Annotated in this window: 26 protein-coding genes; 9 read left to right on the top strand and 17 right to left on the bottom strand. The window is 65.1% G+C overall.

Annotated elements, in window-relative coordinates; all coding sequences use genetic code 11:
- Positions 1-35: 35 nt before the first annotated feature.
- The gene (locus tag HCR84_RS01570; RefSeq protein ID WP_166982724.1) at positions 36-572 is read right to left on the bottom strand and encodes a YbhB/YbcL family Raf kinase inhibitor-like protein; all 537 of its coding nucleotides are present in this window, start codon (positions 570-572) and stop codon (positions 36-38) included.
- 44 nt (positions 573-616) lie between these two features.
- Entirely contained in the window at positions 617-1177 is a 561-nt protein-coding gene (locus HCR84_RS01565) for a TetR/AcrR family transcriptional regulator (RefSeq protein WP_166982726.1), read from the bottom strand.
- Positions 1178-1245: 68 nt separating this feature from the next.
- Here HCR84_RS01565 and HCR84_RS01560 point away from each other — a divergent pair, with 68 nt between their 5' ends.
- The gene (locus HCR84_RS01560) at positions 1246-1704 is read left to right on the top strand and encodes an anthrone oxygenase family protein (protein ID WP_166982728.1); all 459 of its coding nucleotides are present in this window, start codon (positions 1246-1248) and stop codon (positions 1702-1704) included.
- A gap of 191 nt (positions 1705-1895) precedes the next feature.
- Positions 1896-2864, top strand: coding sequence for an oxygen-dependent tRNA uridine(34) hydroxylase TrhO (gene trhO / locus HCR84_RS01555; RefSeq protein WP_166982730.1), 969 nt, complete (start codon positions 1896-1898; stop codon positions 2862-2864).
- Here the strand turns inward: trhO and HCR84_RS01550 are convergent.
- Positions 2789-3055, bottom strand: coding sequence for a hypothetical protein (locus tag HCR84_RS01550; protein ID WP_166998808.1), 267 nt, complete (start codon positions 3053-3055; stop codon positions 2789-2791). The genes trhO and HCR84_RS01550 overlap by 76 nt on opposite strands.
- 184 nt (positions 3056-3239) lie before the next feature.
- Here HCR84_RS01550 and HCR84_RS01545 point away from each other — a divergent pair, with 184 nt between their 5' ends.
- From HCR84_RS01545 to HCR84_RS01530, 4 genes are all read left to right on the top strand, one after another.
- Positions 3240-4145: an ABC transporter ATP-binding protein gene (locus HCR84_RS01545; protein ID WP_244972544.1), complete on the top strand. Its 906-nt coding sequence runs from the start codon at positions 3240-3242 to the stop codon at positions 4143-4145.
- Complete coding sequence (locus HCR84_RS01540; RefSeq protein ID WP_166982735.1) at positions 4142-4963, top strand: ABC transporter permease; 822 nt, start codon at positions 4142-4144, stop codon at positions 4961-4963. Before HCR84_RS01545 ends, HCR84_RS01540 begins: the two co-directional genes overlap by 4 nt.
- Positions 4964-5053: 90 nt before the next feature.
- Positions 5054-6481 carry a hypothetical protein gene (locus HCR84_RS01535; RefSeq protein WP_166982737.1) on the top strand — a complete coding sequence of 476 codons (1428 nt, stop codon included), beginning with the start codon at positions 5054-5056 and terminating at the stop codon, positions 6479-6481.
- 81 nt (positions 6482-6562) lie between these two features.
- The gene (locus HCR84_RS01530; protein WP_166982739.1) at positions 6563-7570 is read left to right on the top strand and encodes an MDR family oxidoreductase; all 1008 of its coding nucleotides are present in this window, start codon (positions 6563-6565) and stop codon (positions 7568-7570) included.
- 23 nt (positions 7571-7593) lie between these two features.
- Here the strand turns inward: HCR84_RS01530 and HCR84_RS01525 are convergent, their stop codons facing one another.
- The 4 genes from HCR84_RS01525 to hemB all read right to left on the bottom strand — a co-directional run bounded on the left by HCR84_RS01525 (position 7594) and on the right by hemB (position 11240).
- A complete protein-coding gene (locus HCR84_RS01525) occupies positions 7594-8151 on the bottom strand; it encodes a hypothetical protein (RefSeq protein ID WP_195706676.1) in 558 nt (185 codons plus the stop codon).
- A 73-nt stretch (positions 8152-8224) separates the two neighbouring features.
- Positions 8225-8950 carry a Type 1 glutamine amidotransferase-like domain-containing protein gene (locus tag HCR84_RS01520; protein ID WP_166982741.1) on the bottom strand — a complete coding sequence of 242 codons (726 nt, stop codon included), beginning with the start codon at positions 8948-8950 and terminating at the stop codon, positions 8225-8227.
- The gene (hemL, locus tag HCR84_RS01515; RefSeq protein WP_166982742.1) at positions 8950-10269 is read right to left on the bottom strand and encodes a glutamate-1-semialdehyde 2,1-aminomutase; all 1320 of its coding nucleotides are present in this window, start codon (positions 10267-10269) and stop codon (positions 8950-8952) included. Before hemL ends, HCR84_RS01520 begins: the two co-directional genes overlap by 1 nt.
- On the bottom strand, positions 10266-11240 hold the full coding sequence (hemB, locus tag HCR84_RS01510) for a porphobilinogen synthase (RefSeq protein WP_166982744.1): 975 nt from the start codon (positions 11238-11240) through the stop codon (positions 10266-10268). The genes hemL and hemB overlap by 4 nt, the downstream gene beginning before the upstream one ends.
- Positions 11241-11408: 168 nt before the next feature.
- Here hemB and HCR84_RS01505 point away from each other — a divergent pair, with 168 nt between their 5' ends.
- Together HCR84_RS01505 and HCR84_RS01500 are read left to right on the top strand one after the other, a co-directional pair.
- Positions 11409-11783 (top strand): SPW repeat protein, encoded by a 375-nt coding sequence (locus HCR84_RS01505; protein ID WP_166982746.1) that lies wholly within the window; start codon positions 11409-11411, stop codon positions 11781-11783.
- Positions 11783-12379: a TetR/AcrR family transcriptional regulator gene (locus HCR84_RS01500; RefSeq protein ID WP_166982748.1), complete on the top strand. Its 597-nt coding sequence runs from the start codon at positions 11783-11785 to the stop codon at positions 12377-12379. Before HCR84_RS01505 ends, HCR84_RS01500 begins: the two co-directional genes overlap by 1 nt.
- Here HCR84_RS01500 and HCR84_RS01495 read toward each other — a convergent pair.
- The 9 genes from HCR84_RS01495 to hemE all read right to left on the bottom strand — a co-directional run bounded on the left by HCR84_RS01495 (position 12371) and on the right by hemE (position 19803).
- A complete protein-coding gene (locus HCR84_RS01495; protein WP_166982750.1) occupies positions 12371-13240 on the bottom strand; it encodes a uroporphyrinogen-III synthase in 870 nt (289 codons plus the stop codon). The two genes, HCR84_RS01500 and HCR84_RS01495, sit on opposite strands and share 9 nt — an antisense overlap.
- Complete coding sequence (gene hemC, locus HCR84_RS01490) at positions 13237-14241, bottom strand: hydroxymethylbilane synthase (protein WP_166982752.1); 1005 nt, start codon at positions 14239-14241, stop codon at positions 13237-13239. Before hemC ends, HCR84_RS01495 begins: the two co-directional genes overlap by 4 nt.
- The gene (locus HCR84_RS01485) at positions 14238-15278 is read right to left on the bottom strand and encodes a ferrochelatase (RefSeq protein ID WP_235940891.1); all 1041 of its coding nucleotides are present in this window, start codon (positions 15276-15278) and stop codon (positions 14238-14240) included. The genes hemC and HCR84_RS01485 overlap by 4 nt, the downstream gene beginning before the upstream one ends.
- Complete coding sequence (gene hemQ / locus HCR84_RS01480) at positions 15275-16009, bottom strand: hydrogen peroxide-dependent heme synthase (RefSeq protein WP_166982754.1); 735 nt, start codon at positions 16007-16009, stop codon at positions 15275-15277. Before hemQ ends, HCR84_RS01485 begins: the two co-directional genes overlap by 4 nt.
- A 127-nt stretch (positions 16010-16136) precedes the next feature.
- Entirely contained in the window at positions 16137-16355 is a 219-nt protein-coding gene (locus tag HCR84_RS01475; protein ID WP_166982756.1) for a DUF3618 domain-containing protein, read from the bottom strand.
- Entirely contained in the window at positions 16345-16740 is a 396-nt protein-coding gene (locus tag HCR84_RS01470) for a phage holin family protein (RefSeq protein ID WP_166982758.1), read from the bottom strand. The genes HCR84_RS01475 and HCR84_RS01470 overlap by 11 nt, the downstream gene beginning before the upstream one ends.
- Before the next feature lie 13 nt (positions 16741-16753).
- Entirely contained in the window at positions 16754-17119 is a 366-nt protein-coding gene (locus HCR84_RS01465; protein ID WP_166982760.1) for a hypothetical protein, read from the bottom strand.
- Positions 17120-17227: 108 nt separating this feature from the next.
- Positions 17228-18679 carry a protoporphyrinogen oxidase gene (gene hemG / locus HCR84_RS01460; RefSeq protein WP_235940890.1) on the bottom strand — a complete coding sequence of 484 codons (1452 nt, stop codon included), beginning with the start codon at positions 18677-18679 and terminating at the stop codon, positions 17228-17230.
- Between the two features lie 8 nt (positions 18680-18687).
- Entirely contained in the window at positions 18688-19803 is a 1116-nt protein-coding gene (hemE, locus tag HCR84_RS01455; RefSeq protein ID WP_166982764.1) for a uroporphyrinogen decarboxylase, read from the bottom strand.
- 107 nt (positions 19804-19910) lie between these two features.
- On the opposite strand from hemE, the gene HCR84_RS01450 reads away from it, so the two are divergent.
- Positions 19911-21275, top strand: coding sequence for a glutamyl-tRNA reductase (locus tag HCR84_RS01450; RefSeq protein ID WP_235940929.1), 1365 nt, complete (start codon positions 19911-19913; stop codon positions 21273-21275).
- A gap of 64 nt (positions 21276-21339) precedes the next feature.
- On the opposite strand, the gene HCR84_RS01445 is transcribed toward HCR84_RS01450, so the two are convergent.
- On the bottom strand, positions 21340-21642 hold the full coding sequence (locus HCR84_RS01445; RefSeq protein WP_166982768.1) for a DUF4190 domain-containing protein: 303 nt from the start codon (positions 21640-21642) through the stop codon (positions 21340-21342).
- Positions 21643-21730: the final 88 nt, after the last annotated feature.

Below are 21730 nucleotides of genomic sequence, written 5' to 3'. Positions count from 1 at the left end.
AATGTCCGCAGCTCTGCACAAAGCCGGCGTCAGGGTTACGCAGCGCCTCCGAACTCGCCCACGCCCTTGAGGATGCCGCGTGCAAGCGTATGGAAGTGCAGGTTGAAGCCGAGCACCGCCGGGGTTGACTGCGCGTCGATGTCGAGCGACGGCACGTCGACAGCGTGCACGACGAAGTAATAGCGGTGCACGTCAGTGCCCTCGGGTGGTGCCGCCCCCGTGAACGACGGTTCACGCAGTTCGTTCGGCAGCGTGACGGCGCCCGCGGGCAGCATCCTCGAATCAGGCGAACCTGCCCCAGAAGGCAGGGACGTCACATCGGCCGGAATGTTGAACACCGCCCAGTGCCAGAAGCCGGAGCCTGTCGGGGCATCCGGGTCGAATGCCGTGACCGCGAAGCTCTTCGTCTCGGGCGGAAACTCAGACCACGAGAGGTGCGGCGACGTGTCGGAGCCACCGGCATCCGAGGCGTATTGGGGCGCCTTCAGCGGAAGATCGGGGTCGAGATCGTCGCTTTCGACGGTGAACTCGGGCACCTCGTCTAGCTGCGCGTAGGGATCGTAATCAAACATGAACCTCTCCGTTCTGTCGGACACCCCCAGCCTAACGACGTGCCTCAGCGAAAGAGTTTCGCCAACTCGGCAATTCGTTCCTCACGCTGCCCGACCGGCAGGCGGCCGTCGCGCTCGAGCGTCGCGATGCCGTGCAGCGCACTCCAGAACAACTCGGTGCGCACGCGGGCGTCGCTGCTGTCGCGCAGAAGCTCCGCGAGCGCGTTGAAGGCGAACTGGAGCTCGTGCGGAGTCTCGTCACTCGCGAATGTCGTGTGCGAACGCATCTCGAACATTGCCTCGTACAGCGCCGGATGCTCGCAGGCGAACTCGACGTAGGTGCGAGCCGCGGTGACCAGCGCTTCCAGCCCCGAGCGCCCAGACTGCGCACCGAGTGCATCGCGGAGGTCGGCGAACCCGGTGCGGGACACCGCCGCGACGATCGCGCTGCGCCCCTCGGGAAAGTGCTGGTAGAGAACGGGTTGGCTGTAGCCGATCGCGGCGGCAAGCCGCCGCACCGTGACAGCGCTCCAACCTTCGTCTTCGGCGATGGTTCGGGCGCGGTCGACAATCACACGCTCGCGTTCGCCCGGCGCCGGGCGCGCTGCGCGGTCTGTGCTCTTCACACGAGAATTCTAGCAGTGCTAGAGTGTGGCGTATTGATTTCTAGCAGTGCTAGATGATTGGAGTTCTCATGTCGGATTACGCTCTCGGCGCCGCGATCGTTCTGTCAGGAAGTCTCGTCGGCATCGAATTCTGCGTCGCCGTCTTCATCAACCCCATCCTCGACAGGCTTCCGGGAGTTGGCGGCCTGTCGGCACGCGCCGACGCGGCGAGGGTGCTCGGCAGAATCATGCCGTTCTGGTACATCGCCACCGTGCTCACCGGCGGTGTCTCCACCGCGCTGCTGTGGGCGAGCGCATCCGGAACCCTCGCCGCGATCGCAACCGTTCTCTTCGCGTCGACGATCGTTCTCGCCGTCACGGTGCTCGTGCCGATCAACAACCGCGTCGGCCGCTGGTCACACGGCGATCACCCCGAGGATTGGCGCGAGCAGGTAGGCAAATGGGACCGCTGGCATTACCTGCGCGTCGTGATCGTGATTGCCGGCTTCGTGTTGCTGATTGCGGCGGCTCTCATACCCACGGCCTAGTCGAATCATCCTTTGGCGTGATGTGCGGATGCTGCCGACACGATGGACTGAGATCGTGAACGAAAACACGAAGGCATCAAGGCCCCTGGTCATCATCGCAACGCTGACGGGGGTGATCGCGCTCACGTGCGGTGCGGCCGCTGTGTGGCTCGTGACTGTGGGGATCTGACCACACACCGTAAAATCAAGCAGTGGCCATTCCGAAGATCCTGCTCTATTACGTCTTCACCCCACTCGCCGATCCCGACGCGATCCGGCTGTGGCAACGAGACCTCTGCGAGTCGCTGAACCTGCGCGGGCGCATCCTCGTTTCGAAAGACGGCATCAACGGAACCGTCGGCGGCGAGCTGAACAACGTCAAGCGGTACCTGCGCAAGACACGTGAGTACCCAGCATTCGCGACAATGGACGCCAAGTGGTCGGAGGGCACCTCTCTCGACGACACGGGCGCAAGCCTCGACTTCCCCAAGCTCAGCGTCAGAGTGCGCGACGAGATCGTCTCGTTCGGTGCGCCAGACGAACTCGAGGTGAACGAATCGGGCGTTGTCGGCGGCGGCTCGCATCTGAGCCCCGAGCAGGTGAACAAACTCGTCGCCGAGCGCGGCGACGACGTTGTGTTCTTTGACGGACGCAATGCATTCGAGGCGGAGATCGGGCGGTTCAAGGACGCTGTGATTCCCAACGTCGACAACACGCGTGAGTTCGTCGACGTTCTCGACTCCGGGGCGTACGACCATCTCAAGGGCAAGCCCGTCGTCACGTATTGCACGGGCGGCATTCGCTGCGAAGTGCTCTCAAGCCTCATGCGCTCCCGCGGGTTCGACGAGGTCTACCAGCTCGACGGCGGCATCGTTCGCTACGGCGAGCAGTTCGGCGACGACGGGCTGTGGGAGGGCTCCCTCTACGTCTTTGACAAGCGCATGAAGCTCGAGTTCTCAGACCATGCTGCCGTCATCGGCACGTGCGCCGTGTGCGGAACGTCAACGAGCAGCATGCAGAATTGCGCGGATGCTTCGTGCAGAACGCAGCTTGTCGTGTGCCGCGATCACGCGGCATCAAACCCCCTGTGCGAGGTGCACGCGCTTCACTCGTCGTCGTCGCTCTCGGTCAGGTCTTCGCCATCATTCGGGGCGAAATCTGCGTCGCTCCCCGACTCATAGTCGTTCGCGTCGTCGAACTCCGTGGCTGCATCGTCGCCGTAGCCGCGCTGCGTTCCGCCGTCGTCGACATCTTCGGGCGTCTGACTGAGATCGACTCGATTTTGTTCGATGACATCTGCCTCATTCGCGTCGACGTCAGTGAGCGCGGGCTCATCGTCAAAGTTGGGGGTGAAGTCTGGGTCGCTCATCATCCACTCCTCTCGTGTGGTTCGACCGTACGACTGCGACATCGAGACAGCAAGGTTTCACAGCGAGGGATCAGGGAATTCGGATGCCGGTTCGCGCCGACATCGCGCGATAATCTCCGCCCTTCGGAGGATGCGCGCTCGTACAGCATCCGCCACACTGAAGGCAGTCCAGCGAAAAGGAGAACGCGTGAGCGATGCCGAAGTGACCATCGAGTTTGCCGGCCTCACAAAGACCTTCGGCGGGTTCACTGCCGTGGGCGACGTGTCATTCGCCGTAAAGCCGGGGCGCGTGACGGGGTTTCTCGGCCCAAACGGCGCAGGAAAGACCACGAGTCTTCGCACGCTGCTCGGTCTTGTTAATCCGACGAGCGGATCGGCAACATTTGGTGGCAGACGGTACCGCGAACTGTCATCTCCCCTCACCACCGTCGGCGCCGCTCTTGAAGCGGCGAGCTTTCACCCGGGGCGCTCCGCGCGCCACCATCTTGAGATCTACGCGCGGGCGGCAGGGCTGCCTCTGAAGCGCGCCCGCGAAGTGCTCACCCTCGTTGGCCTCGACTCCTTCGTCGACAAGCGCGTTGGCGGCTATTCGCTGGGAATGCGGCAGCGCCTCGGCCTGGCGTACGCGATGCTCGGTGACCCCCGCGTTCTCGTGCTCGACGAACCTGTCAACGGCCTCGACCCCGAGGGTATCAAGTGGATGCGCGAGCTGCTGCGCAATCTCGCGTCGGAGGGGCGCACCGTGCTCATCTCGTCACACCTCCTGAGCGAGGTTCAGCAGACGGTCGACGACGTCGTGATCATCTCCAAGGGACAGATCGTGCACGAGGGAACCCTCGCCGACCTCGACACGGGCGACCAACTTCGCGTTCACGTCGACTCCCCCGACCGCGCCGCGCTCGGAGCGGCTCTCGAATCGGCGGGTTTCGCCTTCGAGACGAGCCGCTCCGGTTTCATCGTGAGCGATGTCGAGCCGGGTGCCGTCGGGCACGCGGCGTTCGTCTCCGGAGTCGAGCTCGACACTCTGCAGCGCAAGGCATCGGGCCTCGAAGACAGATTCCTGTCGATCGTCGGAGGGGGTGATGTGTCATGAGCACGCTCATCGCCGCAACGCGTGCCGAATTCGCGAAGGTGTTCACAACGCGCATCTGGTGGATTCTGCTCATCATTCTCGCCGCATACGTCGCCCTGCTCTCGGGCGGCCTCGGACTGATCTTCGGCGCAACCTCCGAGGGGCTGCTCGGAGCCTCAGCCGGCGCCGAGCAGATGCCGACAGACGGGCTCGCGCCAACGATCTACAGCACGGCGACGAGCATCGGGTATGTTTTCCCATTCCTGCTCGGCGCTCTTGCAACGACGGGCGAATTTCGCCATCAGACGCTGACACCGACCTTTCTCGCCACGCCGAAACGCGGCATCGTGCTGTCTGCGAAAGCCATCGCTCTCTTCTTCCTCGGCGCTGGGTTCGGCGTCGTCGCCATCGCCTGCGCCGTCGGTGCCGGGTCGGCGGCTCTTGCCGGATTCGACATCGACACCGCACTCGACTCGTCAGACACCTGGGCGATGATCGCTCGGTCTGTTCTCGCAATGGCCCTCTGGGCCGCTCTCGGTGTCGGACTCGGATCGATCATTCCAAACCAGGTTGCAACGATCGTCATCGTGCTCGCGTTCACGCAGTTCGTCGAGCCGATCCTTCGATCGATCGGCGCTCTCGCCGATTGGATCGGCCAGGTCACCAAGTGGCTGCCCGGCGCCGCGAGCGACGCACTCGTGGGCTCGAGCTTCTATGCGGTCATGGGAACGGACGGCACGGCGCTGGAGTGGTGGGCTGGCGGTGCGGTTCTTCTCGGAATCGCCCTCGTCGTCACCGTTCTCGGGTGGCTCATCACCTGGCGACACGATGTCACCTGATCTCGTGTGATCGCCGCACACAGCAGCGACGTGGCGCAACCCCGGTGCCGCTCTCAGGCGATGCCTGTCCACCACTCATAGAATTCACTCATGGAAATCGTCGTCATACTCGCTGTGCTGCTGATTGGCGGCGCTGTCGCGTACGTCATACTCTCGACCCGTCGCAAGAGGCGCGAGGTTGCTTCGCAGCAGCAGGCCTTTGCCGAAGTCGACGCGCTCGAGGTGAACGCAGGGCAGGCGCTCGTGCGTGCCGATGAGCGCATTCGGCTCGCCGCAGACGAGCTCAGCTTCATCACTGCAGAGTTCGGCGACGAGGTGATCTCTCGGTTCAGAGCGGCCATCGCCGATGCTCGGGGGTCGCTCACGGAGGCGTTCCGGCTCAATCAGCTGCTGCACGATGAAAAGCCAGACACCCCAGACGAGCGCCGAAGCATGTCGCAGGGCATCATTCAGCACTGCTCCGACATCGAGTCGACTCTGGGCGAACAGGCCGATTCGGTGTCGACACTGCGCGACACAATGCGAGGGCTCCCGGATGCTGTCGCTGCAGCGCGCGCCGACATTGCGACGGTGCGCGAGCACGTCGAGCCCGCGCGCCGCGCTCTCGCCTCGGCATCCGACCGCTATGCGGAATCGGCGCTGCGATCCGTCGCTCCCAACGTGGATCAGGCGGAGCGACTTCTCGAGTTCTGCGAGCGCAGTCTGCAGATCGCCGAGCAGAAGCATGAAGAGCATCTCGCGATCCCGGCGGGCAAGGCGCTCACCGTGGCGCGAGAGAGCGTGTCGCGCGCTGGCGGTCTGCTGCGGGCCGTCACCGATTTCGAGATGGAGGCGCTGTCTGCCGAGTCGACGCTTGCCGCGGTGATCGAGGACTCTCGCGGCGACATCATCGTCGCTCGCGACGTCGCCGACCCCCCGAGCGACCTCCGTCCCGCAATCGAGCGGCTGCGAAGCGAGACCGAGTCCGTCGCGCAGCAGACGGTCAGGCGCGACCCGTTCGAGACGCTGTCACGACTGCGCGAGGCGAACACCGCTCTCGACGTGATCATGGACCGCATCACACAGCGCACACGCGACGCCGAGAAGCTGAAGGCACAGCTTCCCCACGCCATAGACGACGCCGAGCGACAGATTGCCGCGGCGACGAACATCGTCGACAATTACCAGGCGCCCGTCGGCCCCGATGCGCGCACCCGTCTTGCCGAGGCTCGGCGCGTGCTCGATTCGGCTCGCACCGACCACGACAATGCCACAGCAGTGGCGAGTGCCCGCCGTGCGGCAGACCTCGCTTCGGAGGCCGCACGCATTGCCCACAGCGAGATTCAGCAGGGCGGCATGTATGGCATGCCCGGCGGTGGTTACGGCCCCCAGCAGGGGTATGCGCGCGGCGGTTACCGGCGCGGCGGCATGATGGGCGGCGGCATGGGAGGCATGGGCGGGGGCAGAATGCTCACCGGCATCCTTGGTGGAATGGTCGTCGGCGGCCTGCTCGACGACATGGGCGACATGTTCGACTGAGCAGCATTGGGCAGAAGCGCTGTGCCGCCGATGCGCCCGCGCACCCTATGCCCGCGCGACAAACGCCCGTAGGCTGACGCCATGACATTTCGCGGATGGTGGATTGAGAAGTCCGAGGATTCCGAGGGAAACGCTCGGCAGAGCGCTCGGCTGACCGACCTCGAGCTCGACATGCTGGGTGAGGGAGACACGGTGGTGAACGTCGCGGCCTCGAGCATCAACTACAAAGACGCGCTCGCTCTGACCGGCGGTTCGGGCATCGTGCACACCTGGCCGCTCGTGCCCGGCATTGACGTCGTGGGAACGGTTCGCTCATCAGACTCGGGCAGGTGGATGCCGGGAGATCACGTGCTGCAGAACGGAGCGGGCCTCGGCGAGAACAAACACGGCGGGCTCGCCGAAGTCGCCCGGGTCGACGGCGATCAGCTTGTCGGCGTTCCTCAACGCTTCACTCCAACACAGGCCGCGGCAATCGGAACCGCTGGTTTCACCGCGATGCTCGCCGTTCTCGCGATCGAGAAGCATGGCGTCACTCCAAGCGATGGTCCGGTTCTGGTCACCGGCGCGGCGGGCGGCGTTGGGTCTGTGACGATCGCACTGCTGGGGCATCTCGGGTACGAGGTTGTCGCATCGACCAGTCGAGGTGACACCGAGGGAGAGTACCTGCGTCACCTCGGCGCCTCGCGCATTCTCGACCGCCACGAGCTCAGCGAACAGGCTGGCAAACCGCTGCAGTCGCAGAGCTGGTCGGCCGTTGCGGATGCCGTCGGCAGCACCACTCTCGCGAATGCGTTGGCTCAGACCCGCTACGGCGGCATCGTCACGGCGTGCGGCCTCGCGCAGGGAGCCGATCTGCCCGCCACCGTCGTGCCGTTCATACTGCGTGGCATCACCCTCGCCGGGATCAACTCGGTGGATGCCCCGCATGAGCTGCGAGAAGAGGCCTGGACGCGACTGGCGCAGAACCTCGATACGGACCTGCTTGACGAGATGACCGAGGTCTATGCGCTCGCTGATGCGCGTTCGGTTGCCGACCAGGTGCTCGCCAGCACCATTCGCGGCCGTGCCGTCATTGACGTGACCCAATAGCCTATCGGCTGAGCGATCAACGGTCAGGAGTCGACGTCTGGCTTCTTCGGCGCTGGTTTTTTCTGTGCTGGCTTCTTCTGAGCGGGTTTCTTCGGCGACGGCTTCTTCGGTGCTGGCTTCTTCTGGGCCGGCTTCTTCTGGGCCTTGCCCTGCTCGACCTCTGCGCTCGTCATGCTGGCAACGGCCTTCGTGCGCGGCTTGGCGTGATGCACGCGGATCTTATGCGGCTTGCGCTCCTCGAGACGCAGCGCGGCGATCAGCTCGATGCCCTTGCGCGTTGTCACAAGCACTCGGCGAAACTCTTCGTCGACAAGGTCGATTACGACGGCGGGCCGCGACCCTTTGAGCACGAGAAAGTCTTTGCCCCCATGAAACTTCCACTGCCCGACGGCGAGTGTCAGCGGAACCGCCGAGCCTGGCGCGCGCACGCCGCGAACCCAGATCCACGGGTCGTCTGTCAGGGCAACTGACCGAATACTGTCACGCGGGATCACCAGGGAGTCCTTGCGGCGAGCAAGCATCTTCTCTGCGGCGGTCAGCTTGATCTCAAGTCGATCGGTATGCAGAAGAATTGACGCCATGCTTCTAGTCTGCCGCTTATATTCCAGTAACGGGATGGTGAAACCTCACAAAGAGGTAACACCCAGTTTGGTCTCAGGATGACGAGGTGGTGCTGGCAAGCAGCCGCACGGCGACGGGTTCTTCGACGGCGTCGTCGCCGACGCGCATCACGCGGTAGACGGGGTGCTCGGTTTTCTCGCTGATCGCCTCGACGACCTCGCCATCGCGAAACACCACTGCTGCGTAATCATCGACGGCGTACCCGCCCGGCAGCTCCCCTGAAGCTACCCAGCGCTGATACTTCTCACGCCGTCCCAGTTCACCGAGGTAGTGCGGGCACGCGCTGCCCGTGACGAAGCCGAGTCCGTCGCGCAGCGGGGCGAGCGGACCATAGGAATCCGTCGACGAGGCATCGAACCAGCAGTTCATTCCGGCGCTGATGCCTGCAAGCACCGTGCCGTTCGCCGCCGCTTCACCGAGCAGGTCATCAAGACCGTGCAGACGCCAGACGGCGAGCAGGTTAACGGTTGATCCGCCTCCGACATAGACCACGTCCTGCTCGAGAAGCATGCTGGGGTCGGTGTAGCCCCACGGGTCGTGGCAGAACAGCGACAGCACGCTCGTCTCGGCTCGGCCGGCAAACGCCGACTCGAAGCGCTGGCTGTAGCCGTCGGCATCGCCGCTCGCGGTCGGAACAAAGCACACACGCGGCTTCGTCGTGCCGGTGAGATCGAGAATGTGATCGTCGATCAACGACGACCCGTCGCTCTCTGACATCGAGAACCCGCCGCCGCCCACAGCGACAACTGTGCCTTTCATCAGGAAGCCGAAGCGGATGCTGCCGCTCGCGCTGCCGCGGGGAGGGCGTCGACGATGCGGTTCACCGCTGCATCGTCGTGTGCCGCGGTGACGAACCACGCCTCGAAAACGCTCGGCGGCAGTGCCACTCCGGCGGCGAGCATCGCGTGGAAGAACGGCGGGTACCGCCAGGCATCCTGTGCCTGAACGTCCGCATAGTCGACCGGTGCCTCGTCGGTGAACGCGAAGCTGAACAGGTTGCCCGCCCGCTGCACGGTGTGCGCAACGCCCTCGTGCTCGAGCGAGCTCGACACTTCAGCGGCGAGCACGTCTGCCGTGCGGTCGAGGTGCGCATACACGGCGGGTGTCGCGCCCTGAAGTGTCGCGATTCCCGCGGCCATGGCGACGGGGTTTCCCGAGAGGGTTCCTGCCTGGTAGACCGGACCGGTTGGCGCCAGATGCTCCATCACGTCTGCGCGCCCGCCGAGCGCGGCGACGGGCATGCCTCCGCCGATCACCTTTCCGAATGTGAAGAGGTCGGGCTGATACGCCGGGCCCTGCTTGTTCGAGAGCGTCCAATAGCCGCCGGACGAGACGCGGAACCCTGTGAGCACCTCGTCGAGAATGAGCAGCGCCCCGTGCTCATGAGCGATGCTCGCGAGCGCGGCGTTGTAGCCCGGCTTCGGCGCGAGCACACCCATGTTCGCCGCCGCTGCCTCGACGATGATGCCGGCAATGCGATTGCCATGCTCGGCGAAGGCGGCGCGCACGGCGTCGATGTCGTTGTAGGGAAGCACGAGCGTCTGCGCCGCGATCGGCGACGGCACCCCGGCGGAGCCAGGAAGCGCCATCGTCGCGACGCCGGAGCCCGCCGCGGCGAGGAGCCCATCTGAGTGACCGTGGTAGTGCCCAGCGAACTTGATCAGAAGGTCTCGGCCGGTAAATCCGCGCGCGAGGCGGATCGCGGTCATCGTTGCCTCGGTTCCCGTCGAGACGAGTCGCAGCTTTTCGACGGCCGAGACACGCTGTTCGACAAGCTCGGCGAGGTCGGTTTCGCCAGGAGTCGAGGCGCCGAATGACAGGCCGAGTGCCGCGGCATCCTGAACCGCTTTCACGACGGTGGGCTCGGCATGGCCGAGAATCGCCGGACCCCAGGATGCCACGAGGTCGACGTACTCGGTGCCGTCGGCGTCGTACACGTACGCACCCTCGGCGCGCACGAGAAAGCGCGGGGTTCCGCCAACGGACCCGTACGCGCGCACGGGAGAGTTCACGCCGCCGGGGATCGCCTGCTTCGCCTTCGCGAAGAGCTCGTCGTTCACATGCTGCGTTGCTGTCACTTGATCCACCCCGCGATCTCGGTTGCCCAATAGGTGAGCACTGAATCTGCGCCGGCGCGTCGGATGCCGAGCACCGACTCGAGCACTGCCGCTTTTCTGTCGATCCAGCCCTGCGCCGCTGCCGCCTCGATCATCGCGTACTCACCGGAGATCTGGTATGCCCACACGGGAATGTCCGAGATCTCCGCGACATCGCTCAGCACGTCGAGGTAACTCATCGCCGGCTTCACCATGACGATGTCGGCTCCCTCGGCGATGTCGAGCGTCGCCTCACGCAGCCCCTCGCGGCGGTTTGCCGGGTCTTGCTGATAGGTGCGCCTGTCGCCCGTCAGCTGGGAGTCGACGGCCTCGCGGAAGGGGCCGTAGAACGCAGACGAGTACTTTGCGGCGTACGCGAGCACGGCGGTGTCGATGTACCCCGCAGCGTCGAGAGCGTCGCGCACCACAGCCACCTGGCCATCCATCATGCCGCTCAGTCCAAGGATGCTCGAGCCGGCGTTAGCCTGTGCAAGCGCCATCTCGGCATACCGCTCGAGAGTGGCGTCGTTGTCAACGTGGCCAGACGCGTCGAGAACGCCGCAGTGCCCGTGGTCGGTGAACTCGTCGAGGCACAGATCTGTCTGCACGACGAGGGCATCGCCGACCTCCCGAGCGAGAAGCTCGGTCGCCCGGTTCAGGATGCCGTCTGGCGCCGTCGCCTGAGTTCCCGTCGCATCGCGCACTGTGGGGATTCCGAAGAGCATGACGCCCCCGATGCCGGCTTCGGCCGCGGTTTCAGCCGCGCGAGCAAGGGAGTCCATCGAGTGCTGCGAGACGCCGGGCATCGAGCTGATGGGCACGGGCTGTGCGGCGTCTTCGCGCACGAACATGGGCAGAACGAGGTCGGCGGGGTGAAGCCGGGTCTCGGCAACAAGCCGCCGCATCGCCGACGTCGTGCGCAATCGACGCGGACGAATGCTGGGAGGTGTCATTCTTCTTCAGTGTCCAACCGTTGTGGGCAAGTCCGCAGGCTATTCTACGTCGAAGGTTCGGACACGGGCTGTGTGTGAAAAATCTTGACCGGTCGGTCAATCAACCGTGTATGATGAAAATTGCCCCCGTCAGGGAGCGAACCAAACAGAGGGAAGAAGGCGAGTTCAATGACACGCTGGACACGCTGGCAGGACTGGGTAGCAGTCGCTGCTGGGCTATACGCAGCACTGGCAAGCATCTGGACGACACCGCGTACGGGTGCATCCATGTCGCTGATGATCATCTTCGGCGTACTGATGATCGCCGCGGGAATCTGGAGCTTGGCCGCTCCGGGGTCACGCACGATGGAATGGCTCGTCGCCATCTTCGGTGCGCTGATGTTCATTTCGCCGTGGGCTGGCATGTTCGCGAGCACGGCAGGCCCCGCCTGGACGTCGTGGATCTGCGGCGGTATCGGTGTCATCACCGGTCTCTGGGCACTGGCACCCGCGCAGCGAGCGCACCATATGACGCACAGTGGGCTGAATGCTGCACACGCATAATGAATAACCGTGACGACGGGCAGGCTCGGGCACGCATCGTCGATGCCGCCGTCTCCCTGTTCGCCGCTCACGGGTTCGACGGCACTTCTACTGCACGCATCGCGCGAACAGCAGATGTGCCGAAGGGTCTGTTGTTCTATTATTTCCCGGCAAAGGCCGATGTTCTTTCGGCAGTGCTGGCAGAACGGCTCGGGACAGCGAACATCGATCCCATCCCGCTCGCGGTGCCGGGCAACCCCGCGCGCGCCTTGATGAATGTCGGCGATCGCATTCTGCGCAATCACGAGGCATCCGACGTGCTGCGCGAAATTCTCTGGCACGAATCACACACACGACCAGACGTGCATGCAGCACTCACACGGTATCGGCGCACTCTTCACGCAACGATCGAGAGCGTGCTTGTCGCGAGTCTCCCTCATGGAGCTGAATCGTCGGCCTTGCACGCGGCAGCCGATGCCTGGGGAGCCATCGTCACAGCGCGCCCACTCGAGGGTCTCGAATCAGGGGCATTGCACGAGGCTCGGACGCTGCGATCGATCGCCGCGCTCCTGTGCGCTGGACTCACCGCGTCGCCGACGAGCACTGCGTCAGTGTGACCCGCTCGCCTGAGACTCGTTGCGCTCGTCGACGATGCGAATCGCCGACGTAATCACTTCGCTCTGCTTCGAGGAGCGGACAGCCTCGTCGAGCCCGCCCGAGACGACGACGCGCACAACAGTGTCGAGAAGCGCCTCGACCGTCTGCCGCGGCGAGACGATGTGCACAGTCAGGCCTGCCTTCTCGGCATCCTTCGCTGTTCTCGGCCCGATCGCGGCGATGAGCGTCGTCGGCGGCAGCGTCGTGAACTGCTCGACGACCTGCTCGGCAACGGAGCCGCTCGTCACGAGGATCGCATTTGTGCGGCCCGTGGCGACGTCGTCGAGCACCTTCGGCGTCACGGGCTCGCCGACGGTGCGATACGCGATGACGGATCGCACATCGTGCCCTGCCTCGGTGAGGCCTTTCGAGAGCACGGGCTTAGCGATCTCGGAGCGCAGGGAGAGAAACTTCTTTGGGTCTGGTTCGAGAGCGGTGAGCTGCGCCACCATTCCCTTTGCCGAGTTGTCTTTCTCTGGCAGAAGATCAACCTGGTAGCCGACGGCCTGCAGCGCCGCGGCCGTGGTCTCGCCGACTGCGGCGATCTTTGTGGAGGACGGCACCTTGACGTGTTGGCTGTAGAGCACGTCGACAGCCGTCGCGCTCGTCACTGTGAGCCAATCGAACGCCCCGGCGGCAAGATCCTCCAGCGCTGTGCTCAGCGTTTCGGGGTCGGACGTTGCCGCGAAGTTGATCATCGGGGCGATGACCGGCGTCGCCCCGCGTTCCCGGAGTTCCGCTGCGACGTCGTCTCCCCAGGGGCCGCCACGCGGCACCAGGACACGCCAGCCCTTCAGTGGTTTGTTCGGTGGAGTCATCATGATTCCCTCAACGGTGCAATATCAGCGGCTCCTGCGGAGAGGAGCGCGTCAGCCAGGTCTGCTCCCGCACTCATCGCACGCTCGGTGAGCGCACGATCATCGTGAGAGGAAGCGGCTGTGCCAGGGGTGTGCGCACTCGGTCGGACATCACCGATTGCGATGTTCACAGTGTGCGTGCGCATTTCGGATCCGTCAAGCGCGTATACGCGCGCAGTGACGGTGAGTGTGTCGCCCGAGATCTCGGCGTGCGCACCGATGGGTGCCGCGCAGCCGGCCTCGAGACGAGCGAGAATTCCGCGCTCCGCGCTGGCGACGGCAGACGCCTCGACGTCGTGAACGGCGGCCAAGGCTCGGCGAAGCGGTGCGTCGGCACCGAGAGCATCGAGATCGGCTGAACGCACTTCGACGGCAAGCACGCCTTGGGCCGGCGCCGTCGGCCAGTCAGCCAGATCGAAGTACTCCGTGACCCGGTCGCTGAGCTCCAGCCTGGCAAGCCCAGCGGCAGCGAGCACAACGGCGTCGAGCTCTCCTGAGTCGACGAAGCCGAGCCGTGTTCCCACGTTCCCGCGAATATCGACGACGTCGAGGTCGGGGCGGCGATGCTTCAGCTGCGCCATTCGGCGCGGCGAGCCCGTTCCGACGCGCGCGCCCTCCGGGAGCTGCGCCAGGGTGAGCCCGTCACGAGCGTACAACGCGTCGCGTGCGTCTTCACGTTCGGGAACCGCGCCGACCGCGAGTCCGGGGAACGATGGCGTCGGGAGGTCTTTCATCGAGTGCACGACGACGTCGCATTCGCCCGCGAGAAGCGATTCACGCAGCGCGGCGGCGAACACACCCGTGCCGCCGAGACTCGAGAGCGACGCACGTGACACGTCGCCGTGCGTCGTCACGCGCACGAGCTCCGCTTCGCCGTCGATCGCCGCGGCGAGGCGCCGCGCGACGCCGCCGGCCTGAGCCGTCGCCAGCGCGCTTCCGCGAGTGCCGACAAGCAGTGCCGTCATTGTGTCTTCGTCATTGCCGACTCGAGCGCGGCCCCCTGCGATGGGTGGTCGGGCCACGGGCCGAGCGGCGACTCGTGCGGGCGCTCGGAAGCGGGAACATCGTTGATGCGCTCGAGAAGCAGATCGACGAGCCCAGAGACATAGGCCGGATGGATGCCGGGGGTCGGCACGCGCACGGCACGCATTCCGTTCGTCGTCGCTGACTCCATCGCCTCGTTGTCGAGATCCCAGAGAACTTCCATATGGTCGCTCACGAAGCCGATCGGCACGATCACGAGACTGTCAACGCCGGTGAGCTCGGAGATCGCATCGTTGATGTCGGGCTCGAGCCACGGTGTTGCCGGGCTGCCCGAGCGAGACTGGTAGACGAGGCTGTGCGGCACGTCTGTGCCGACGGCATCGAGGATCGCTCCGGCGACGGCACGGTGCTGCGCCTCGTAGGCGCCGCCCTCGCCGAATTCCGGCCCCGATTCGGTTGCGGCCGCCGTCGGGATCGAGTGCGTCACGAACATGACGTGCGTGTTTGCGGCATCCGCCACCTCGTCAAGCGCCGAGCGCACACCCTCGACGAACGGCGTGACGAAACCCGGATGATCAAAGTATTCACGGATGCGGCTGATGCGCACCTCGTCACGCAACCCGGTGTCGTCAAGCGCGCGCTCAAAATCTTCGCGATACTGCCCGACGCCCGAGTACGAGGTGTACGCACTCGTCACGATGGCGAGCACGTCACGCTTGCCTTCGGCGTGCAGCTCGCGCAGCGCGTCGGTGAAGTACGGGTTCCAGTTGCGGTTTCCCCAGTACACCGGCAGGTCGATGCCCTGCCGCGCAAGCTCCGCCTCGAGTGCGACCTTGAGCTCACGGTTCTGCTCGTTGATAGGAGAGACTCCACCGTGATGGCGATAATGCACGGCAACCTCTTCGAGACGCTCCTCGGGGATGCCTTTGCCGCGCGTGACGTTCTTGAGAAAAGGAATGACGTCGTCTTGGCCTTCGGGCCCGCCGAAGCTGGCGAGCAGAATGGCGTCGTAGCTCACGAAAGAACCTCCGCGATCTCGGATGTCTGAATGCGGCGCCCCGTGTAGAAAGGCACCTCTTCGCGCACGTGAAGCCGTGCGTCGGTGTACCGCAGGTCGCGCATCATGTCGACGAGCTCGTAGAGGTCGTCTGATTCGATGGGCAGCACCCACTCGTAATCGCCCAGCGCGAACGCCGCGACTGTATTGGCGATGGCACCGCGGAACGAGGCTCCCTTACGCCCATGATCGGCGAGCATCCGCGAGCGCTCGTCGTCTGGCAGCAGGTACCAGTCGTAGCTGCGCACGAACGGATACACGACGATCCAGTCCTTGGGGGCGAGGCCCTTCAAGAATCCGGGAACGTGCCGTTTATTGAACTCTGCGTCGCGGTGGCAGGCCATCGCGTTCCACGTGGGCAGCAGCGGGGAGATGAGCCCGGTGCGCCGCAGAATGCGCAGCGCCGCCTGAATGTCGTGGGCGCGATCGCCGTGGAGCCAGACCATGAGGTCGGCGTCGGCCTTGAACCCCGAGACATCGTAGAAGCCACGGATGGTGACCCCGAGTTCGGCCGCCGCGAGAACGGCGTCATCGAGTTCGGAACCCGATCGTTCGGTGGCGACCACCGGCGATTCGGGGTTTCGGCGGAAGACGGCCCAGAGGGTGAAACCGCTGAGAGGGAGGTCTTCCTGCGCTGAAGGGGAGGCGTCGTTGGGGTTCGACAGAGCCTCAGCAGAGGCAGGTGCAGTCATGCTCTCCATAATCTCTCACGACACAGCGGAGAGCAAAACGACGGTGTGCGATCATGCGCCAGGCGCAATGGCACGGGTGAACGTCGTGGGCGCGATGATCGCGCCGAACGACGACACCATACGACCCTTACTTGACGACCGCGCGAACGGCCGCCCAGACGCCCAGCCCGAGGGCTGCTGCGATTCCGGCCGCGCCCGCGACGAGCGCTGTGGGGTTCTGTGCGCGCAGCCGTGTGAAGGCCGCTTTGGCCTGTTTAGGCACATTGAGCTTGTCTTCGAGCGCGTCGAGGGTCGACGCGAGCTCTGCACGAGCTTCGGCCGCCGTTGGCAGCTTCTCATCGGTCATAGGAGCCGACCCCCTTCAGCGCGTCGATGTCTTGCTTGACGCTCTCGACAGGGTCTGGATCTTGACCGATCTTCTTGAAGAACGACACCCCGATGAGCGCAAGGATGATGGCGATCAGCAGAAACGCCGCGAAGACGATCAGCGCAGAGAGCCAGGCAGGGAGCACGAGCGCGAGCGCGAGGATTCCCACGGCGACGAGAACGCCGATCGCAAAGTAGAGGAAGATGAGTGCACCCACGAAGAGGCCAGCGCCGATTCCGGCGTACTTGCCCATGTGAATTGCCTTGGTCTTCGCCTGGTCAATCTCGGCCTTGATGAGGTCGGTGATGAGCCCGGGCAGAGAGCGCACAAGGGAAATGAGAGATTCATTGCTGCGATCAGGCATCGTCGACCCCCGTCTACTTGCTTTGCTTCTTCGACCCAGACGACCGAGACGAACCCGCCGCACCGCGCTCGCTCACCTCGTCGAGATCGTCAGCCGTCTTCTTCGCCGTTGAGATCGTCGAATCGAGCTTCTCGCCAGGAGTCCCATCGGACACGAGAGTTGAGACGACCTTCTTGGCCCCGGAAGCGAGAACCTGCGGAACTTCAGAGATGCGCGCTTTGGCGAACCCCTCGACCTTTGCCACCTGCTTCTGCACCGGCTCGGTGTTCCAGATCGCCTCCCACCCAGATTTGATCTGCTCATAACGCTTGCGTCCGGCTCGGGTTCCCAGCACATAACCGGTAGCCAAACCGGCTACAAACAGCACTTTCCCCTTCATGTCGCCTCCCTGTCGTCGCGTCAGAATGTTTCCAGCGTAACGCGCTCGGAGCAGTTGCACGAAGTGCACCGTCAATTCTTATTCCGAAAACGGCATAGACGGATGCCGTCACTCGCCGCCGAGCACCTCGGAGACAATGCGCTTTCGCACTCGCCCTGCCGCTGCCACGGCATCCGGAATCACCGAGGCAAGGCCGGTTCCGCTGAGCCAGGCGCCCGTGACGTCGAGGCCGGGGTGGCTCGTCATGGTGTCGCGGATGCTGCTGGCGCGCTCGGTCTGCCCGACGAACGCGCGCGGGAGCGTCGACGTCCAGCGTGTGCGCAGGGTCTCGACGACGTCGCCCGGGGCAATGTCGACACCGAGAAGCGCCGAGCCTTCAGTGCGCGCGAGATCCGCGATCTGCGCGTCGTCGAGTCCATCGAGCGGGTTCTTCTCTCCAGCACGCCCGAACGACACCCGCACGATGTGCCGGTGAGGCGTGTCGAGCGCCGCTTCCACCCACGGCCACTTGGCGCTGCTGTGCGTGAGGGCTTTCGCCGTGCGCCGCGCGGATGCAGCGGTGAGCACTCCCGTGCCGCGGGGGTGCTCGTCGAGCAGCGCATTGTCGACGGCGAGCGTGACGATGTCGACGGTGGGAGGCTCGACATCTGCCTCAACGAATGCTGTCGGCACGAGGTCGCCGAGCAGCCGCGCGGCCGCCTTCTCGGGCGTCGCGACGATCACCGCGTCGGACTCGAACGTCAGCGTCTCGGGCACGTCGCTCTCGCCCTGTGAAGACGTCTCGGCATGCACACGCCACTGTTCGTCGCCCACATTCTCGATTGCCGTCACGGGTGTCGAGGTGAGCACTCTCACCTCGTAGTTGGCGAGGGTGTCGAGCAGGGCGTCGACGAGCACCCGCATCCCTCCCGCGAAGCCGCCGACGGCGGCCCCCGCAGGAGAGGTGTCTCGCAGAGAGGCGACGGCGCCCGAGAGGGAACCGGCGATGGTGAGCGCATTGTTGAGCCCTGGCGATGCGCGCGACACGTCGAGCTGAGAGGGGTCGGCAGAGTAGACGCCATTCGTCACGGGGGCGACAAGGTTCTCGAGCACGGCGACGCCCATGCGCTTCTCGACGAGCTCACCGAGATTGCGCTCGGTTCCGATGGTGAGCACCGGTTTGACGCGATCGGCATAGGCACGGATCGCACCCTTCCAACCGATGATGCGCCGCACGTCGTCGGCGAGAGGGTTCGAGGGAATGCCGAGTATGCCGGCCTTCGGCAGAGGCGCCGCCGTGTCGTCGAACGCCAGCCACGCGCCGGCGGTCGAGGGCTCCACCACGCTCTCCGTGAGGCCGAGTTCGTCGATGAGCCCGCGCACGGCGCCGCCGCGCGTTGCAAAGCTCTCGGCTCCCGTGTCGACGTCGACGCCGGCGATGCGCTCGGTGCGCACGCAGCCTCCGACGCGGTCGTCTGCCTCGAGCACCGTCACGCGCACGCCGATGCGAGCGCACTCGTATGCCGCGACGAGACCCGCGATGCCGCCACCGACCACAATGACGTGGCGCTCGCTCGGCACGCCGCCTTTCATCGGGCGTGCACCAGCTCGACGACCCGGGTGAGAACCTCTGGGTCGGCATCCGGTGGCACGCCGTGGCCAAGGTTGAGCACGTGCGACGGTGCCGATTCACCGCGGCGAAGCACCTCGCGCACGTGTTCTTCGAGCACGTTCCACGGGGCGAAGAGCATGGCCGGGTCGACGTTGCCCTGCAGAGGAACCACGCCTCCGAGCCGCCGAGACGCGACATCGAGCGGAGTGCGGTAGTCGACGCCGACGGTGTCTGCGCCCACCTCGTGCATCACCGTCAGCAGCTCCCCCGTTCCGACGCCGAAATGAACGATCGGCACGCTGTGCGTGACGCCGTCGCGCGCGTATTCGAGGTCGTGCACGTACTCGAGGGTTCGAGCGGATGCCGGCGCGACGCTCTCGCTGTAGTCGGTGAGCGAGAGGCTGCCCGCCCACGAGTCGAACAGCTGCGCAGCGGATGCCCCGGCAAGAACCTGCGCCCGAAGAAAACGTCCGGTGACATCGGCGCACCACGCCATGAGACGCGACCAGGCGAGGGGGTCGCTGTGCATCAGGGCACGAGCCCGCATGTGGTCTTTCGACGGGCCGCCCTCGATCAGGTAGGCGGCAAGAGTGAAGGGCGCCCCGGCGAAGCCGACAAGCGGCGTCGGGCCCGGCGTTCCGGCAATGTTCTCAAGCTCGGCGACGGTGCGGCGCACAGCCTCGATCACCGGGGCGAGAGCGTCGTCGAGCACCGCGGGGTCGAGCGAGACGAGCGCATCGAGCTCGTCATTCGTTCGCACGGGCGACCCCATGACGGGTCCCTTGCCCGGCACGATCTCCACATCGACGCCGACGAGCTTCAGCGGAACGACGATGTCAGAGAAGAACACGGCGGCATCGACGCCGTGCCTGCGCACGGGCTGCAGAGTGATCTCGCTCGCCATCGCGGGAGTGAGGCACGCGTCGAGCATCGCCGTGCCCACGCGCAGCTCACGGTACTCGGGAAGCGATCGCCCGGCCTGGCGCATAAACCAGACGGGCGTCGTCTGCGGTCGATCGCCGCGGTAGGCGCGAATCAGTCGGGAATCGTGGGTGAGGCCCGCCGCGAGGGGGTGGCCGGAATCAAGGTGCACGCCCCCATTGTCTCAAAGGCGCGCAGAGTTGCCTGAGGAACTCATGCTCTTCTACACGGCATAGAACAATTGCACAGCTTTCGCGGGCTACCATGGAACACGTGCTCATGAGTCTGACGGCGAGTCACAAAAACGCGTCCTTCGATCTGCTGGAGCAGCTCTCTTCGCAGGTCGACGCGACGTCGGTGCTCGCACGCGTCACCGAGGCGACTCCTGCCGTCAAGGGCAGCATTCTCGTCTCTACCTGCAACCGCTTCGAGCTGTATGTCGACGTCGACGACCAGCATCCGGATGCTCTCGCGCGCGCCCTCGGCTCGGCGACCGACGCGATCGCCGAGCACTGCGACGTTTCAGCCGAGTCGCTCTCGTCAACGTGGCACGTGACGACGGAGCAAGACACCGCAGAGCATCTCTTCTCTGTCGCATCCGGCCTTGAGTCGGTCGTCGTCGGAGAAGGCGAGATCGCGGGGCAGGTGCGCCGTTCGCTTGAGCGCGCCCGGGGAGCGGGAACGACGACGTCAGATCTCGAGCGCCTTTTTCAGCATGCCTCGAAGACGTCGCGCGGAGTGAAGAATCGCACGCCGCTCGGGCAAGCGGGGCGCTCAATCGTTCGCCTCGCGCTCGAACTTGCCGCGAGTCGCATCACCACCTGGTCGACGGCGCGGGTTCTGCTCGTCGGCACGGGAGCGTATGCGGGTGCGAGCCTTGCCGCGCTTCGCGATCGCGGCGTCACCGATGTGAGCGTCTACTCGGCATCGGGCAGAGGCGCCAAGTTCGCGGCGAGCCACGGCATCCCCCATATCGAACCCGACGGGCTTCACACCGCCATCGCCTCGAGCGATGTGATCATCACCTGCACCGTCTCAGAAGATTACGTTCTCGACGCCGAGCTGCTGCAGCGCGCCCGCATCGAGTTTGCGCTCGCTCACTCGAAGGCTCACGTTCACGAGGCGCTCCACCGCGACGAGACGCCCGGCTGCCCTGTCAACCACGATGCGTACCAGCTCGTCATCGACCTCGGGCTTCCGCGCAACGTCGACCCCGACGTCGGCGGCGTCTACGGCGTCGAGCTGCTTGACCTCGAGACCATCCGCATCCACGCGCCTCTCGACGAGCTGCAGGCGACAGACACCGCGCGTGCCATTGTGCGAACCGCCGCCCGCAACTTCACACGCGCCGGGGCTGAAGAGTCACTCGCGCCCGCTGTCGTCGCGTTACGGCGCCGGGCTCACGCGCTCCTCGACGAGGAGATCGCCCGCGTTCAGCCGGGCGATCCCGACGGAACTGCCGCCGCGGCGTTGCGTCACATGATGGGACGGCTGCTGCATAAGCCCACCTCCCGTGCACGCGCGTTCGCGAGCACGGGCGAGCACGACCGCTATCTCGATGCGCTCAGCGTTCTCTTCGATCTCGACGTCGCCATCGATGTGGATGCCGCGGGCGACGACCCCGCAGCGCAGACCTCTGCCTAAGAACTTCCGTCCTTAACACGTTCGGGCCCCGCCGAAGCGGAGCCCGAACTGCAGGTATTGAGTATCAGTACGTCGAGTACTCGATCGTGCTGGCTGCACCGATCGCCGTGATGGCCACGATGATGACGATGATCTGAATCACGACAGCGATGAGGCCGATGATCACTGCGGCGAGCGCCAGACCGCGACCCTTCTCGCCCGTCTTCTTGATCTGCGACAGCGAGACGAAGCCGAGTACCGCGGCGATGATCGAGAAGCCGATCAGCGAACCGACGAACGACACGATCGAGAGCACGTTCCACTTGTCTTGTGGCGCGGGCGCTCCCTGGTACGGATTCGGTGCAGGAGGCGGAGGAGTCTGAGACATTCGTGAGTTCCTTTCTCGCGCGCATGCTGCTGCACCGCCGACGGCGTTGCGCACGCATGCACGTTTTGTAGTTCAAGCGTGGCGTAAA

It is taken from the genome of Paramicrobacterium fandaimingii, assembly GCF_011751745.2.
GTDB lineage: Bacteria > Actinomycetota > Actinomycetes > Actinomycetales > Microbacteriaceae > Paramicrobacterium > Paramicrobacterium fandaimingii.
Note: the sequence above shows the minus strand (reverse complement) of the source record. Positions and strands in the feature narration are given on the sequence as shown.

Excerpts from the sequence above, each read along its gene's own strand:
- hemC (WP_166982752.1), bottom strand. The coding sequence starts at position 14,241 with ATGACGGCACTGCTTGTCGGCACTCGCGGAAGCGCGCTGGCGACGGCT.
- HCR84_RS01535 (WP_166982737.1), top strand. The coding sequence starts at position 5,054 with ATGGAAATCGTCGTCATACTCGCTGTGCTGCTGATTGGCGGCGCTGTC.
- HCR84_RS01525 (WP_195706676.1), bottom strand. The coding sequence starts at position 8,151 with ATGGCGTCAATTCTTCTGCATACCGATCGACTTGAGATCAAGCTGACC.
- hemQ (WP_166982754.1), bottom strand. The coding sequence starts at position 16,009 with ATGACTGCACCTGCCTCTGCTGAGGCTCTGTCGAACCCCAACGACGCC.
- HCR84_RS01470 (WP_166982758.1), bottom strand. The coding sequence starts at position 16,740 with ATGCCTGATCGCAGCAATGAATCTCTCATTTCCCTTGTGCGCTCTCTG.
- HCR84_RS01450 (WP_235940929.1), top strand. The coding sequence starts at position 19,911 with ATGAGTCTGACGGCGAGTCACAAAAACGCGTCCTTCGATCTGCTGGAG.
- HCR84_RS01530 (WP_166982739.1), top strand. The coding sequence starts at position 6,563 with ATGACATTTCGCGGATGGTGGATTGAGAAGTCCGAGGATTCCGAGGGA.
- HCR84_RS01505 (WP_166982746.1), top strand. The coding sequence starts at position 11,409 with ATGACACGCTGGACACGCTGGCAGGACTGGGTAGCAGTCGCTGCTGGG.
- HCR84_RS01560 (WP_166982728.1), top strand. The coding sequence starts at position 1,246 with ATGTCGGATTACGCTCTCGGCGCCGCGATCGTTCTGTCAGGAAGTCTC.
- HCR84_RS01495 (WP_166982750.1), bottom strand. The coding sequence starts at position 13,240 with ATGATGACTCCACCGAACAAACCACTGAAGGGCTGGCGTGTCCTGGTG.
- HCR84_RS01500 (WP_166982748.1), top strand. The coding sequence starts at position 11,783 with ATGAATAACCGTGACGACGGGCAGGCTCGGGCACGCATCGTCGATGCC.
- HCR84_RS01570 (WP_166982724.1), bottom strand. The coding sequence starts at position 572 with ATGTTTGATTACGATCCCTACGCGCAGCTAGACGAGGTGCCCGAGTTC.
- hemB (WP_166982744.1), bottom strand. The coding sequence starts at position 11,240 with ATGACACCTCCCAGCATTCGTCCGCGTCGATTGCGCACGACGTCGGCG.
- HCR84_RS01475 (WP_166982756.1), bottom strand. The coding sequence starts at position 16,355 with ATGACCGATGAGAAGCTGCCAACGGCGGCCGAAGCTCGTGCAGAGCTC.
- HCR84_RS01465 (WP_166982760.1), bottom strand. The coding sequence starts at position 17,119 with ATGAAGGGGAAAGTGCTGTTTGTAGCCGGTTTGGCTACCGGTTATGTG.
- HCR84_RS01550 (WP_166998808.1), bottom strand. The coding sequence starts at position 3,055 with ATGATGAGCGACCCAGACTTCACCCCCAACTTTGACGATGAGCCCGCG.
- HCR84_RS01540 (WP_166982735.1), top strand. The coding sequence starts at position 4,142 with ATGAGCACGCTCATCGCCGCAACGCGTGCCGAATTCGCGAAGGTGTTC.
- HCR84_RS01445 (WP_166982768.1), bottom strand. The coding sequence starts at position 21,642 with ATGTCTCAGACTCCTCCGCCTCCTGCACCGAATCCGTACCAGGGAGCG.
- HCR84_RS01520 (WP_166982741.1), bottom strand. The coding sequence starts at position 8,950 with ATGAAAGGCACAGTTGTCGCTGTGGGCGGCGGCGGGTTCTCGATGTCA.